Source organism: Vibrio sp. ER1A, from assembly GCF_000733315.1.
GTDB classification, from domain to species: domain Bacteria; phylum Pseudomonadota; class Gammaproteobacteria; order Enterobacterales; family Vibrionaceae; genus Vibrio; species Vibrio mediterranei.
In genome coordinates, this window is the sequence record NZ_JPJA01000092.1 from 240,144 (window position 1) to 255,767 (window position 15,624).

At 44.0% G+C, this 15,624-nt stretch carries 14 protein-coding genes; 12 read left to right on the plus strand and 2 right to left on the minus strand.

The window, feature by feature from the left end; translation table 11 throughout:
- Positions 1 to 122 precede the first annotated feature (122 nt).
- Positions 123 to 992, minus strand: a complete 870-nt coding sequence (galU, locus tag HW45_RS19665; RefSeq protein WP_006070978.1) for a UTP--glucose-1-phosphate uridylyltransferase GalU — start codon at positions 990 to 992, stop codon at positions 123 to 125.
- A 176-nt stretch (positions 993 to 1,168) separates the two neighbouring features.
- Positions 1,169 to 1,819 carry a LuxR C-terminal-related transcriptional regulator gene (locus tag HW45_RS19670; protein ID WP_038229115.1) on the minus strand — a complete coding sequence of 217 codons (651 nt, stop codon included), beginning with the start codon at positions 1,817 to 1,819 and terminating at the stop codon, positions 1,169 to 1,171.
- A 260-nt stretch (positions 1,820 to 2,079) separates the two neighbouring features.
- Here HW45_RS19670 and HW45_RS19675 point away from each other — a divergent pair, with 260 nt between their 5' ends.
- From HW45_RS19675 to HW45_RS19735, 12 genes are all read left to right on the plus strand, one after another.
- A complete protein-coding gene (locus HW45_RS19675; protein ID WP_006070982.1) occupies positions 2,080 to 2,631 on the plus strand; it encodes a single-stranded DNA-binding protein in 552 nt (183 codons plus the stop codon).
- Between the two features lie 262 nt (positions 2,632 to 2,893).
- Positions 2,894 to 4,885, plus strand: coding sequence for an RNase E specificity factor CsrD (csrD, locus tag HW45_RS19680; RefSeq protein ID WP_038229118.1), 1,992 nt, complete (start codon positions 2,894 to 2,896; stop codon positions 4,883 to 4,885).
- Between the two features lie 12 nt (positions 4,886 to 4,897).
- Positions 4,898 to 6,406, plus strand: coding sequence for a hypothetical protein (locus HW45_RS19685; protein ID WP_051868237.1), 1,509 nt, complete (start codon positions 4,898 to 4,900; stop codon positions 6,404 to 6,406).
- Entirely contained in the window at positions 6,403 to 7,053 is a 651-nt protein-coding gene (gspM, locus tag HW45_RS19690) for a type II secretion system protein GspM (protein WP_038229121.1), read from the plus strand. The genes HW45_RS19685 and gspM overlap by 4 nt, the downstream gene beginning before the upstream one ends.
- Complete coding sequence (locus tag HW45_RS19695; RefSeq protein WP_038229124.1) at positions 7,046 to 7,372, plus strand: hypothetical protein; 327 nt, start codon at positions 7,046 to 7,048, stop codon at positions 7,370 to 7,372. Before gspM ends, HW45_RS19695 begins: the two co-directional genes overlap by 8 nt.
- Positions 7,373 to 7,387: 15 nt before the next feature.
- Positions 7,388 to 9,061, plus strand: coding sequence for a pilus (MSHA type) biogenesis protein MshL (gene mshL, locus HW45_RS19700; RefSeq protein WP_038229125.1), 1,674 nt, complete (start codon positions 7,388 to 7,390; stop codon positions 9,059 to 9,061).
- Between the two features lie 48 nt (positions 9,062 to 9,109).
- Positions 9,110 to 9,949, plus strand: coding sequence for an ExeA family protein (locus HW45_RS19705; protein ID WP_006070992.1), 840 nt, complete (start codon positions 9,110 to 9,112; stop codon positions 9,947 to 9,949).
- Positions 9,950 to 9,951: 2 nt separating this feature from the next.
- The gene (locus HW45_RS19710) at positions 9,952 to 11,025 is read left to right on the plus strand and encodes a tetratricopeptide repeat protein (protein ID WP_051868239.1); all 1,074 of its coding nucleotides are present in this window, start codon (positions 9,952 to 9,954) and stop codon (positions 11,023 to 11,025) included.
- Entirely contained in the window at positions 11,015 to 12,739 is a 1,725-nt protein-coding gene (locus HW45_RS19715) for a GspE/PulE family protein (RefSeq protein WP_038229129.1), read from the plus strand. Before HW45_RS19710 ends, HW45_RS19715 begins: the two co-directional genes overlap by 11 nt.
- Positions 12,740 to 12,768: 29 nt before the next feature.
- Positions 12,769 to 13,992, plus strand: a complete 1,224-nt coding sequence (locus tag HW45_RS19720) for a type II secretion system F family protein (protein WP_038229131.1) — start codon at positions 12,769 to 12,771, stop codon at positions 13,990 to 13,992.
- A 569-nt stretch (positions 13,993 to 14,561) separates the two neighbouring features.
- On the plus strand, positions 14,562 to 15,098 hold the full coding sequence (locus HW45_RS19730; protein WP_412104842.1) for a prepilin-type N-terminal cleavage/methylation domain-containing protein: 537 nt from the start codon (positions 14,562 to 14,564) through the stop codon (positions 15,096 to 15,098).
- A gap of 17 nt (positions 15,099 to 15,115) precedes the next feature.
- Positions 15,116 to 15,592, plus strand: coding sequence for a type II secretion system protein (locus HW45_RS19735; RefSeq protein WP_038229135.1), 477 nt, complete (start codon positions 15,116 to 15,118; stop codon positions 15,590 to 15,592).
- Positions 15,593 to 15,624 lie beyond the last annotated feature (32 nt).

Here is a 15,624-nt window from a genome sequence, read left to right on the forward strand (position 1 = left end):
AGTGTGAAGTTTGTGCAAAGAAATACTGGATAAAAAAACAGGTCTGTAAATGTAAAAAAACGCCACTTCTCGATGAAAATGGCGCTACTGCTTATCGTTTGTTTTGTGAGCTCAAGCTTATATTACGCTTTCTTAGTTGCGTGTTTGCCAAGCTCTGCTGTTTTCTCATCTTTTAGGTAAAGATTCTCAAAGCAGTAGTTCGTTGCTTCGATATAGCCTTCTACGCTACCGCAGTCAAAACGTTGACCTTTAAATTTGTAGGCCAAAACGCAGCCAGCTTTTGCTTGTTTAAGCAAGGCGTCGGTGATTTGGATTTCACCGCCTTTGCCAGGCTCTGTTTGTTCAATTAGCTCGAAAATATCTGGAGTAAGAATATAACGACCAATGATTGCTAGGTTGCTAGGCGCTGTGCCTTGCTCAGGTTTTTCAACCATATCATCTACACGGAAAAGATCGTCTTTAATCATTTCACCGGAGATAACACCGTATTTGTGCGTTTCATCTTCAGGTACTTCTTGAACCGCAACGATTGAGCAGCGGAACTGTTTGTAGAGCGCGACCATTTGAGCCAGTACACCTTGATCTTCGTTAACACAAAGGTCGTCCGCTAGAACGACGGCAAATGGTTCGTCACCTACAAGCTCACGACCAGTCAAAATCGCATGACCCAGGCCCTTCATTTCACGTTGGCGAATGTAGGTGAATTGTGCCGAATCAATGATGTCGCGGATATCAACAAGAAGCTCTTCTTTATTAGTGCCACTAATTTGGTGTTCAAGTTCGTAGTTTTTATCGAAGTGATCCATGATGGAGTGTTTACCACGACCGGTAACAATACACATTCCGTCCATTCCCGCTTGAATGGCTTCTTCCACACCGTATTCAATCAATGGTTTGTTAACCACTGGCATCATTTCTTTAGGCATAGATTTTGTAGCGGGTAGGAAGCGAGTTCCGTAACCAGCTGCCGGGAATAGGCACTTCTTGATCATGATAAAACCCTTTATCTTTATTCGTTTTAATTTGTTGCCACTGACGGGCGATTGGACCTAAGTCTACATATTATCGCCGGTTTATGACAGTAGAAATGTGTCAGAGTTCGCTCTGTTTTGCATTGAAAAACAGAGCGAACTCTCTACATAGATGAAGATGTGTTTTGTGTGTATTGCTAGGAGAGAAGGTTTTGATTGGCCCAAGCTATCGCTTGTAGGCGGTTTTTTACAGAAAGCTTTCTAAAGACTTGATAAAGATGAGATTTTACTGTGGACTCAGTAATAAATAGGTCTTCAGATATTTGTAAGTTGCTGGCTCCCGATTGCAGACACCGCAGGATCTCGATTTCTCTAGCCGTCAAATCTACCACAGTGGGAGAGGTATTTGCTGAAACCACATGGCGATAGTGGTGTAACAGTTGGCTGGTTACTTCTCGAGGTAGCCAGTTTTTGCCGTTAATGATTTCTCCCAGACCAATCACGATTTTCTTAGCGTCTTCGTGGCTGTAAAAGAGCCCTTTGATATGACCATATCTAAGGATCTCCTCGGTCGTTAGCCGATGCGGAACATTGATCAGTACGGTCTCAAAATTTTTGCTTGCTAAAGGCAGGTTTAACACTTGTTGGAAAAGATCTAAGGATTCTTCGTAATCAAAGAGCAAAATACGATTACGAGAACCGGAGGTGGTTGAAAGTAGATCTTGAGGAGTGATGGCTTGAATAGCATTAATACTTAGATGGGATAAGCGCTTGACCGTTTTGGTAACTGAGTCCTCTTGATTAAGAGTGACATGTTGAATGACGCGTTGGTAATTATTTCTTCTCATAGCACACTTTTACTCGTGGTTTTTATGCATATTGACGAGTATGTAGTTTATGTTCTAGTGATAAAAAAGTAGTTTGAGAGTGACTTAAAACTATCTAAGTAATTGATATAAATATAAAGTTTATCATTATTTGCTTCGCTCGTAATAATGAGGGGAAAGGGGTTATTTTGGTATCCTCAGGATAAGCGCTGTTGCGGTACCAGTGGTTCGTGTTATCCTACTGGGCTAATTTGAAACACACTGTGGTTACGGAGCAAAACATGGCAAGCCGTGGAGTAAACAAAGTCATTCTAGTGGGTAACTTAGGTAACGACCCAGAAATTCGTTACATGCCAAACGGCGGTGCCGTGGCGAATATTACAATCGCAACCTCTGAATCTTGGCGTGATAAAGCGACAGGCGAGCAGCGTGAAAAAACTGAGTGGCACCGCGTTGCTCTGTTTGGCAAGCTAGCGGAAGTTGCTGGTGAATATCTGCGTAAGGGCTCTCAAGTTTATATTGAAGGTCAACTGCAAACTCGTAAGTGGCAAGACCAAAGTGGTCAAGACCGCTACACAACGGAAGTTGTTGTTCAAGGTTTCAACGGCGTGATGCAAATGCTAGGTGGCCGCCAAGGTGGTGGTGCTCCTATGCAGGGTGGTATGCAAGGCGGCATGAACCAAGGTGGTGGCATGCAGCAGCAAGCTCCTCAACAACAGGGTTGGGGACAGCCTCAACAACCTGTACAACAACCAGCTCAGCAAAAACCTGCTCAACAGCAGCCGCAGTACAATGAACCACCAATGGACTTCGATGACGATATCCCGTTCTAATCAGTGCTGAATATCAAGTCAAATTAAGTTCTATTTGATTTTTGCATAGAAAAGCCGCGATGAATTCGCGGTTTTTTTTGTTTCTTAGAGACAACGCATTGCTTGTTGCTTAACGGGTTATAGTAAATTTGATATAACAAACAGTTAACGCGATAGCTTATTTTATATAATGTGCGCATGAATCTCTCTTGTTGCATCAACGAGTTGAGTTCGGACTACAAACGTTAATGACATCATCGGTTCAAAAAGGACTTTAGTACCTATGAGGCAAACTCCCACCCTCAAACTGAGCACTCGCTTAGTGGCTTTTGTGACAGTAATTGTCATGAGTGCCGTATTTATTCTGTTTGTTGGCGGAACGCTATCCATTAAAAGGATGGGCCAAGAGTACCTCAATCACCACTTGGCTGGCATTGTTCGAGTTATCGATAAAGAATTAGAAGACCCCGATGCAGCCTATATGATGCAGCGTTGGATGCCTAAGATGTTGCAAGCCAGTAATATCATTGAGATGCAGCTGACCTCTTCAGCTGGCGTGGTATACCGATACAAAAACACCTCTCCAACCATAGATCGCACCATTGTGTATCGAGAAGGTTTTGATTTAGAGCGCAATGATGGCTATCGCGTCGAATTTACCGCGCTGCCCCCTTATTTGGATGTGCGTTATTCCATTGAAGCCATGTGGTCGGTCACTTTAGCTTTTGGGTTGATTGTCTTTTGTCTAATGCAAGGGGTGAAGTGGCTTCGTAAACAGCTAGTTGGCTCAGAGTTATTGGAAGAGCGAGGTCGGATGATCTTAGGCGGTCGCGTAGAGCAGTTTGCTAAAGGAGATGAAAGAGAATGGCCTTATACTGCTAGTGAGGCTTTGGACATTCTAATCGAAGAATTGCAAGATGCTCGCCAAGAGCGCAGTCGATTCGACACCTTTATTCGCACACAAACCTTCCTTGATCCATTGACTGGCAGCGCAAATCGAATGCTATTTGATAGCAAACTAGAATCAGCGATACATGAAAGCGGCGCTCAAGGCGGCGTTATGCTATTTCGCATTGAAGACTGGGATCAAGTACAGGAGGTTCAAGGTAAATCGACGTCAGATGACTTCCTCGTGGAAGTTGGTGAAGTGATTTCCAACGCGGTTCAGAAATATCCTGATGTGATTTTCTCCCGTTACTATGACGCCGATTTTGCCGTATTTATTCCGCATCAAAGCAGCAAAGATGTTGCTAACCTAGCAAACCAATGTATTCGTCAGCTTGAAAAAATCACGCCGCCAATGCCTCTTGATGAAGAGAACTGGTGTCACATTGGTGTCAGTATGTATTCCGAAGGTGAACGCCAAGGGCGCATCATGGAAGAGGCTGAAACGGCGCTGAAAAGTGCTCAACTGCAAAAGGTAAATAACTGGAGTCGCTTTAGCAAGCAAGTCCAAAAGTTCGATGAGCGTGGCAGTGTGCGTTGGCGTACATTGTTTGATAAAGCACTTCTGCCTGAAAATCTACTTATTTTTTCGCAGCCCTGCTATTTGTACGAAAAAGGGAAGGAGCTCGACGTACTTCACAAAGAATTGTTTGCGCGAATTGAAGATCCGGAACGAGGTATTGTTAAAGCGTCACGATTCCATTCCGCTTTACTTCAAGTAGGCTACGAGTCCAATTTTGATCGTGCAGTGCTCAATAAAGTGTTACGAAACATTAAGAAAAGCCCGGCTATTCTACCGATTTCTATCAATCTTTATGTCGTGCCATTTGCTAATAAAGGCTATTTTAAGTGGTTTCGTGATGAGTTGTTGCAATTGCCTAGCGCGGTACGCTCACAATTAAGCTTTGAATTTTCCGAGGCAAGACTAGTTCAACATCTGGACTATATTCGCCCAGTTGTTAGAATGCTGTCCGGTTTAGGGTGCACAGTAATCGTAGGTCAGGCTGGTCGTTCGATTGTGAGTACTCATTACATCAAAGATCTGAAAGTAGATTATCTTAAGTTGCATCGCAGCTTAATTAAGAAAATTGATCAACGGGATGAAAACCAATTGTTTGTTCGCAGCATGGTTGGTGCTTGTGGGGACTCCAAAACACAAGTTATTGCCGTAGGCGTGGAAAATAAAAAAGAGTGGCATACGCTGCTTGATCTTGGTGTTAGCGGTGGTCAAGGACGTTATTTTGCAGCTGAAACACAACTCATGCCAGATCCTAAGCCAAAAGCGGCAATGATAAAGCCTGGACGAAGAAATCGTTGGAAAAGAACCTAACGCGGAAATGTTATGACGTTTAAAAACATCGTTGCTCGATTTGGGTCGAAACAAGCGAATACTTCCCCAATGGTAGTTATTATGCAGTCGGATGGCGTCTTTTTGTCAGAGAAAGGACAGCTTAAGGTTAGTAACTGTGATATTACTGCCAACAATTGGCAAAAGGCGCTTGAGCAACTTCTGCAGCCTAAAGCAACCAAGGGCCAAAGCGTCAATGTTGTCATTGGTAGCGACCTTTATCATACCTATCAAATAGACACGCCAAGAATACCAAAATCTGAGTGGCCTCAAGCTCTGCCTTTTTTATTGAAGGATGTTATCAGTGAGCGAGTGACTGAGATTGTTGCCGATGGTCTAGAGCTGCCAAGCTTGAATAAAACAACTGCCTATGTGATTCAGAAATCCTGGCTGTTACAGCTTCGCGGTGTATTAGAAAAGTTAGGATTGGAACTGGCTCAAGTTATTCCAGAAGAGCTATTTTGGGCAAGAGCTCAAAAAGAGAGTCACAGCGCGGTTTTATTGCAAAGAAGTCGTTTTCATCACTATCGAGTCAGTGCTTTTGTTGAACAATTGCCGATTTTCCATCGAACCATTCGTAGTGTTTCTGGCCCTGTTATTCAAGATGAAACCATTGGACTTGATGTCGACAGCTTGGCTCTTGAGTTGCAAAGGTCTCTTGACTATCTGTCATCGCAATTAAAAACAGGTGGCGTGCATGCGTTGCACGTTTGTTGTGATGAAGAATCGGAAACTCAACTGGCTGAAGCGCTCACTGCACGATTGAATGTCAAAGTAATGCCCCTAGTTTCTGAGCGTACGGGTTGGTCTGGAGCGTTATTAGCTCAAATCGCCAGTGAGCAGTTGGAAGAACCAGCAGTTAACCTGTATCCATCGTATTTAAAGCCTAAACAAGAGCATTTTACCTTAGCTCGAGTTGCGTCTGTACTGGCTCTGACGGTAACAGCTGCTGTTGCGGTGTACGGGTATATTTCAGTTTCAACAGCTCAATTAGAAAGCGAGCTTGCACAATCGGAGTCTCGCGCAGACTCGTTACATGATGAATTAAGTCAGCAAAAAGCGGCGTTGGAGTCACATCGACCTTCTCCGGTTAAAGTTGCCGCCGTCGAGCGCTTAAAGCAGGAGATCGCCGCGAAAAAAGACGCGTTGGATGCGGTAGATGACTATGACAAAGAGCAGCAAGTTGGCTATTCAAGCGTGATGAACTCGCTTGCGACGTTGGGAAGGAACGACATTTCAATTCAACATATTTACCTTGATAAAAGCAATATTGATATTTCTGGATTAGCACGAAACGCCAGTGTGATTCCAAACTGGGTTGGGCAATTCAAGCAAGAGCAAAGTCTGGTTGGAAGAACCTTTAAGACTTTGAAAATTGGTCGTAATACTAATGATGTCGTGACATTTGAATTGCGTACCAGTCCAGAAATTCGAACTCTAGATACTGTGGCAAATGCGGGTGAAAAAGTGGATGCGACACAAGTATTGGAGGCTAAGCAGTGAAGGACTATTGGCTGAAGTTAGATCAGAGGTTCCTCGCCTTAAGTACAAGAGAAAAATCGTTACTCTCAATCTGTGCTTTCGTCATTGTGGCTATGATGCTTTATCTGCTGTTGCTTGAACCTAGTCTATTGCAAAAGAGCCGTTTGGAACGACAACTTCAACAAGTTTCCAGTGAAAACATGGAATTAGAGGGGCAGCTTTCAGTATTGAGCAGCCAACTTAAACAAGATCCAGACAAAGACATTAATCTTGAGTTCAATCGGCTAATTGATGAGAGCCAAGCGTTATCAGAACAGCTCTCTGGATTGGTGGATAACCTTATCTCACCGGTTCAAATGACGAACCTGCTTGAATTGGTGCTAAGCAAGAGCCAAAGCTTGAAACTTGTTGCTCTTGAGTCGCTACCACCAGAGCCTATTACTGGCACTGATGGAGCAAGTGAGTACTCCGGTTACTTTGTTCATCCGGTTAAGATTGAATTGACGGGTAACTATTTTGCTATCGCTAAATATCTGTCTGAGTTGGAGCAAATGCCGGTTAAATATTATTGGCGTAGCTTTAAATATGATGTGGAAAAACATCCCAAAGCTCGCTTGATTTTAGAAGTGTACACACTGGGCACTCGCAAGGAGTTTATCGGTGGTTAGAGCAATATTTATCGCCTTATTGAGTGTTTCCATGTCTTCGTGGGCGACCCAAGATCCCACTGCACCTTTAGGGTGGGCGCAGCCAACACAAGTACAAACGAAACCGAAGAAAAAAGTAGTGTACCGATTGCCGACATTGCAAAGCATTGTCTGCGAACAGGCAATGCCGTGTTCAGCCGTGATGAATGACAAAGTGGTTGAAAAAGGTGATGTCATTAACGGTTACAAAGTCGTCAATATCAACAGTGAAAATCTCCTCCTTCAGCGCGCAGGCAAGCAGTGGAAACTTGGCTTATTTGCGATGGACGTAAAAAACTAAGGCTATAAGAATATGATGCGTAAGGTAGTAGTCGGTATATGTATCGCAGCATTGGTGGGATGTTCAATGGGACATCGAGATCCGGTTGAAATAAAGCAAAGTCTCAATGAATCGGTGAACAATGCGAATAACAAGAGCCTAGATGAGTTACCCCCAACAGTGGAAGCTGACCTAATGCCTGAGCTAGACGCTCAGGCAGGCTCACATTCGAGCCGAACGCTGAAGCGTTTCCGAGTGCAAGCCAATGGCGTCGAAGCCAAGGCATTTTTCACCAGTTTGGTAAAAGGAACCGAGTACAGCGTGTCTATTCACCCGAGCGTATCGGGTAAAATTACTGCTAACTTGAGCGACGTGACATTAGATGAAGTGCTGGATAACGTTAGTGATATGTATGGTTATGACATTGAGAAAAAAGGTCGAATCATCCAAGTGTATCCAGCGGGTTTACGCACAGTTTCTATTCCAGTGGATTATTTGCAGTTCAAACGTTCAGGTCGCTCATTAACCTCGATAACGACCGGAACCATCTCCAGCAGAGATTCGAGCAATAACAACAATAGCAGTAATTCAAACAATAACTCGAGCTCGAACAGTTCAAATTCGAACTCGTCCAGTTCATCAAGCTCAAATAACGTTAATGGTGGCAATAGCAACAATAATGAGCAAGGTGGAACTCGTATTGAAACCACCAGTGAAAGTGATTTCTGGCCTTCGCTTGAGCAAGCGGTAAGTAAGTTGATAGGTACTGGTGACGGTCGCAGTGTGGTGGTTACCCCTCAAGCTAGTTTACTTACTTTACGTGCTTATCCCGATGAAATTCGTCAGGTTAGAGAGTTTTTAGATATGTCGCAGCAGCGACTTCATCGTCAAGTGATTCTGGAAGCAAAGATTCTAGAAGTAACGCTGAGCGACGGTTATCAACAAGGCATTAGCTGGAGCAATATTGGTGCGGCAATTGGTAGTGGTGGTGTGTCTATCTCCCGACCAGCGCAAAACCCAGTGCCACCTTTAAATCAGATTGGCACCCTGTTAGGTGGGCAAACCAATGTGACCATTACGGACGGACATTTTGAAGCCGTATTGAGCTTTATGGCGACGCAAGGCGATCTCAATGTCCTTTCTAGTCCTCGAATTACCGCCGCCAACAACCAAAAATCGGTTATCAAAGTGGGTACCGATGAGTACTTCGTTACCGATATCTCAACGGTTATTGGTTCTGGTGAAAATGCCAACGTAGCGCCTCAAGTTGAATTAACGCCCTTCTTCTCGGGTATTTCTTTGGACGTGACGCCGCAAATTGATGAAAAAGGTAATGTTCTGCTGCATGTTCATCCTGCAGTTATTGAAGTTCAAGAAGAGAAAAAAGAGATAGAAGTGTTAGGGGGGTCTATCATTGTGCCGCTAGCGAAAAGCTCTATTCGTGAATCAGACTCCGTTATCCGTGCAGCTGACGGTGACGTCGTTGTGATTGGTGGTCTGATGAAATCGGCAACCACTGAAATGGTCTCTAAAGTGCCATATCTTGGGGATATCCCTGCACTGGGACACTTGTTTAGAAATACGCAAAACGTGACGGAAAAAACAGAGTTGGTCATCTTGCTACGTCCGACTGTTGTTGGTGTGAATACATGGCAGAAAGAAGTTGAGCGTTCTCGAGACTTACTTAACGAGTGGTTCCCAGAAGATTAAAAGGCTTAGGGCTTGAAGTTTGAGTTGAAGCGATTGGAACGATAAACGGTGTACTTAGACTATTTCGGATTTGAGCAATACCCATTTGCGCTGACGCCCAATACTGCGCTGTTTTTTGGTCTGTCGCCGCATTATGAGGCGATACAGACTGTGACGGCGGGCGTGGCACTTGGTGAAGGAGTCCTCAAAGTCACGGGCGAAGTAGGTACTGGAAAAACCCTAGTCTGCCGAATGTTAATCAAACAGCTCGAGGCTGATTACAGCTTAGTCTATTTGCCCAATCCGGTGTTGTCCGGTGCCGAGTTAAGAATTGCTATTGCTAAAGAACTTGGCATAGAGCAATGCCAGCAACATACGTTGCTCGAAGATATTCAAAAAAAACTTATCGAAGCCAAACAGTCGAAGCGACCAGTAGTAGCTTTGATTGATGAAGCTCAGGCCTTATCTGATGAAGCACTAGAGACGCTTCGTTTATTAGGAAATCTAGAAACCGAAGACAGCAAATTGATGCATTTAGTGCTGTTTGGGCAGCCTGAATTGGATACGCGACTTGAACAGCATCACCTAAGGCAATTTAGACAGCGAATCACCTTCAGCGCCACATTACGTACTATGGCAAAAGCTGAGTGTTTTGCTTATGTCCAACAGAGAACGATGAGCGCTGGACGTGAGGAACATCTGTTCAGTCATCATCAACTGGCTGCCATTTGGCGAGCAAGTAAAGGCGTTCCAAGATTGGTGCACCAAATTTGCCATAAAACACTGTTGTTAGCGTTTGGTGACAACAGCCAGCAGGTATTAAACCGCCACTTGTATCTGGCGATAAAAGATACTTTTGATGCCACCAAGCCGATATTCAAATACCCAGTACTCTGGGGATGGAAATAACTATGAGTGCGATTAATAAAGCCTTATCAAATCTGACTAGTAAACCCAATAATTCTCACGTGAATATTGAGCAAGCTGTAATACCCAAAGTGAGGAATACCTCTCCCATTGTGTGGATTGGGGTTGGAGTCTTAGTCAGTTTAGCGATGGGAAGCTGGGCGTTTTCTACGGCAAATACGTCACCTTCTATGAGTGTACCTCAAGAAAGTACACGCTCTTTAGCGCAGTCTCGTGCTCAATTAAACTCACCGACAGCGAATTTAGGCTCCGCTTCTTCTGCTGTGTTCGACTTACCAAATGCAAAGCTGACTGATATTCAACGCGTATCGCTAGTCAAAGACCAGTCAAAAGCTGTCACTACGATGGCAGATACGCACGTGTTGCCGTCCTCTGCTGAACCTATTCTGTTAGCCCAACTATCTCCAAATAAAGCTGAGCCTCAAGCCAATGGTGGAGAGATGGTGGTTGAGCAAGTAGAACTCAGCTCGGAACAGTTAGCGGAAAAAGCCATTCAACGAGCCAAGAAATCGATTGATGCCAATGATATTAATGGTGCACTTGAGAATTATACCGCTGCACTTAGGTACGCTCCGGAAAATGAGCAAGTAAGACAACGATTGTCGGCGCTCTACTACGGTAAAGGTCAGACCCGAAAATCGTATGAACTTTTGCAAGAAGGGATTAATCGTAACCCTTCTGGTGAAAGGTTACGTTTGGCGTTAACGAAATTGCTTATCAAGGAGAATCAGCAGGAGGCTGCCCTCACGCCGTTGGTTTATCTGCCTGAGTATCCATCGATTGAATACTTATCACTCAGAGCCGGTCTCGCGCAGCGAAATAAACAAGCCGATATGGCCTATCAAAGCTATGAGTTGCTTACCCAACAAGACGGTGAAAATGCTCGTTGGTGGATGGGGCTTGCTATTCAGCAGGAGCGTAAAATGGAGTTTTCACTGGCTAAAAACTCTTATGAAAACGCGCTCGAAAAGATAGGTGTTTCAAGCCAATCGAAAGCATTTATTCGCGACAGACTTAAGGTCATAGAAAGCCTCGAAGGAAGTAATGATGCAAATTAAACTTCGTAAACGTCTCGGTGATCTACTGGTTGAAGAAGGCATTATCAATGAACAGCAGCTACAGCAGGCTTTGTCGATTCAGCGTAATACAGGCCGAAAACTTGGTGCAACACTGATAGAGCTGGCTGCCCTGTCTGAACAGCAGATGCTAACGTTTTTGTCGCAGCAATTAGCTTTACCATTGATCGATTTAAGTCGGGCACAAGTCGATGTGGATGCGGTTCAGCTTCTTCCTGAAGTTCATGCAAGACGCTTGCGAGCACTTGTGATTGGTCGTCGAGACGATACATTACGAGTCGCGATGAGTGATCCTGCGGATCTTTTTGTTCAGGAATCATTGTTAAACCAACTTGGTCAATACGCTATCGAGTTTGTTATTGCCCCCGAAAAGCAATTGCTTGATGGTTTTGACCGCTACTATCGCCGTACCAAAGAAATCGCTTCATTTGCAGAGCAGCTTCATGCTGAGCATCAGTCGACGGATGTTTTTGACTTCAATATTGAAGAAGATGAAAGCGAAGAGGTGACGGTGGTTAAGCTGATTAACTCTTTGTTTGAAGACGCCATTCAAGTAGGTGCTTCTGATATTCATATTGAGCCAGATGCCGATGTATTGCGTCTTAGACAGCGTATTGATGGCGTGTTACATGAAACGTTATTAAATGAAGTGAATGTTGCGCCAGCGATGGTACTGCGATTGAAGCTTATGGCAAATTTGGATATTTCGGAAAAGCGTCTACCTCAAGATGGCCGATTTAATATTAGAGCCAAAGGACAGTCGGTTGATATTCGTATGTCGACTATGCCCGTTGAACATGGCGAATCTGTGGTCATGCGTCTGCTCAACCAATCAACAGGTGTCAGAAGGCTTGAAGAGTCGGGGATTCCAAATGATCTGCTGATCAAATTGCGAAAGCAGTTGCGTCGCCCTCATGGAATGATCTTGGTCACTGGACCAACGGGGTCCGGCAAAACCACGACTTTATATGGTGCGCTGACTGAGTTAAATAGTCCTGGGAAAAAGATCATTACTGCAGAAGACCCGGTTGAATATCGTTTGCCTCGAGTCAATCAGGTTCAAGTAAACCCAAAAATTAATTTGGATTTTTCATCGATCCTGAGAACTTTCCTGCGCCAAGATCCCGATATCATTCTTGTTGGCGAGATGCGTGACCAAGAAACCGTGGAAATTGGTTTGCGTGCTGCATTAACCGGGCACTTGGTTCTTACAACTTTGCATACCAATGATTCTGTCGACAGTGCGTTACGAATGATGGATATGGGGGCTCCTGGGTACTTAGTTGCTAGTGCCGTAAGAGCGGTCATTGCCCAACGTTTGGTGAGAAGAATTTGCCCCGATTGCAAACGTGAGCATCCAACTGATGAGCATGTAAAGCAATGGCTGATGACTCGCTTTCCTAATCAAACGGAGATGACCTTCCATAAAGGGCAGGGGTGCCAAAACTGTAATCTAACCGGCTATCGAGGACGGATAGGCGTATTTGAAATGCTGGAACTCGATCAAGGAATGATGGACGCCTTACGGGCGAATGATGCTGTACTGTTCTCACAGCGAGCTAGAGCCTCGAAAGAATATAAACCCTTGCTCGCGTCCGCAATGGAACTCGCAATTCAAGGAACCGTCAGCCTAGATGAAGTGATGGCACTGGGTGAAGGGGATGCTTCCGGTAGCATCGAACCTATTTACATTTAGTTTGATGGTTTATAGCTAGAGATAAGACAATGCCAACCTATCGTTATAAAGGGCGCAATCTTGATGGTTCAGAGATTTCTGGTCATCTAGAGTCTGCCAATGAAGAAACTGCGGCGGAGATTTTGATCTCTCGTGGGGTGATTCCAACGTCGATCTCACAAGGTGGTAAGTCAACGTCATTTAGTGACAGCCTAAGTGTATTGATAGCGCCGGCGGTACCTTTAGAAGTGCTGGTTATTTTCTGTCGTCAGTTGTTCAGTTTAACGAAAGCCGGTGTGCCATTGTTACGCTCCATGAAGGGCCTGACACAAAACTGTACTAACAAGCAGTTGAAATATGCCTTGGAAGAAGTCGTTAATGAACTAACTAACGGTCGTAACTTATCGAGTTGTATGCAGCTTCATCCTCGCGTGTTTAGTCCACTTTTTGTTTCTATGATTGCTGTGGGTGAAAATACGGGACGTTTAGACCAAGCATTAGAGCAACTGGCTGCCTATTATGAGCAAGAAGTCGAAACTCGTAAGCGTATTAAAGCGGCAATGCGCTACCCAACGTTCGTGTTGACCTTTATCGTTGCCGCGTTGTTTGTACTGAATATCAAAGTTATCCCTCAGTTTGCTGATATGTTTGCCAGGTTTGGCGTCGATCTTCCTCTTCCCACTCGTATTCTGATTACTACCTCGAATTTCTTCGTCGGTTATTGGCCGCTGTTATTGGGTGCGATAGCTGGCAGTTTGTTTGCATTTCGTGCTTGGCTTGCTACGGCCGCGGGTAGGGAAAAGTGGGATCATATTAAGTTGAGGCTGCCTATTGTCGGCGGCATTGTAAATCGTGCTCAACTTTCACGTTTCTCAAGAACATTTGCTCTTATGCTTCGTGCTGGTGTGCCTTTGAATCAGTCATTGGCGTTATCGGCTGAAGCAATAGACAACAAGTATTTGGAAAACCGCATTATGGAAATGAAGGCGGCTATTGAGGCCGGAAGCACGGTGTCTTCAACTGCTATTAATGCCAATATTTTCACGCCGCTTGTTATTCAGATGATCTCTGTCGGAGAGGAAACGGGTCGTATTGATGAGCTTCTGTTAGAAGTTTCGGATTTTTACGATCGAGAAGTTGATTATGATCTGAAGACCTTAACCGCCAGAATTGAGCCGATTCTGCTCACTGTGGTTGCTGGAATGGTATTAATACTGGCTCTTGGCATTTTCCTGCCTATGTGGGGCATGCTCGATGCCATGAAAGGAATGTAACGAGCGATGGCTATCAAAAGTGTCTTTTTCCAAAGAGATGCGCTGCGTTGGCTAATTTGGAGTTGTGTGATTCTAGCGCTTGTAGGGTTTTTCTTATCTACGGTGAATCGTAATCAAGAAAAAATCACCCGTACTCAAGCGGTAGTGATCGGCAAAGTTATGCAACAGCGCATTAATGAATTGCATCAAACTTGGCTAATAGAGAAGCAACCAAATTATCTACAAGTTGATAATACCGTCGTAAAATTTGACCAAACTGGTTGGATTACCCTATCAAATAATGAAAATAGAAACTGTAACTACTTGTTATCAATACTTTACAACGACTCAGATTCTATAAAACACAACCTATTTATAAAATCAGAGCAAATTAATAAAAAAACCTATAGTTGTGTATACGGTNNNGGTATAAATACTGATATTGAAATTAAAGCAATTAAAATTAATAGCTTGCATATTGAAGTCATTTTTTTGACTTGAGTAAAAAAATTGACGTTAATGCTTTGTAATCATTACTCGACTAGTTATAATTTGGGCAGAAAATCACACTTTTGATATAAATGGATCAAATAATGAAAAAAGCTCAAGGTTTTACACTAGTCGAGTTGGTCGTGGTTATTGTGGTATTAGGCCTACTTGCAGTAGCGGCTCTACCACGATTTGTTGATGTAACAGAAAGCGCAAAAGAATCTAGCGTTGAAGCGGTTGCTGGTGGTTTTGCAACTGGTGTGTTATCAGCTCGCGCGCAATGGGAAGCTAATGGCCGAACTAAGTCAGGTGTAAATAACTACGTTGATTACGATGGCACTCGTTTCTGGTTGACTCGCTCGGAAGATGGCACAACAGGCTTCCGTGATGGTTACCCTAGTAATACTAACGCTAACAATAGCAACAACGTAAATGTCGAAGCGTGCGTATTCCTGATGGAGAACTTACTGCAAAATTCTCCAGCGGTTGAGCAGTATACAAACAGTCCTTCAAAAGGCACTAAGTACTTAGCGCAGGCAGTGAGCAGCACTAAATGTCGCTATACACAAAACGAAAGTAACCGTCATTACTTCGAGTACGATATTCGTACCGGTAAAGTTACTGTTGAACTTAAATAAGTTGTAGGAATATAAAAATGAAAAGACAAAGTGGTTTCACGCTAATTGAAATGGTCGTGGTGATCGTTATTTTGGGTATTCTTGCAGTAACTGCAGCACCTCGTTTTTTAAATCTACAAGGTGATGCCCGCGAATCATCTCTTAATGGTTTAAAAGGTGCTATTTCTGGCGCAAATGGCATTGTTTACGGCAAAGCAGCAGTAGAAGGCGTTGAGCAGCAAGCAGCGGCCACCATTAATGCAGGTACAAATGAAGCAGTAACGGTTGCATTTGGTTACCCAACTGCTGATGCAGCTGGCCTTGTAAGTGCAGTAGATGGCTTGCAACAAGATTGGATGTTTGCGACTCGTCGTGACGCGCTAATTGCTACCTTTGATGATGGTTCAAATGCTAACTTCCGTACGATTCGCCAATCTAACTGTTTTGTAAGATACGACGAATCAACTCAAGCGGGTACAGCACCTAGAGTAACCGTTGATGCGTCAGGTTGCTAATTAGCCAAGACGCAAAAAGGTCAGCTCCGGCT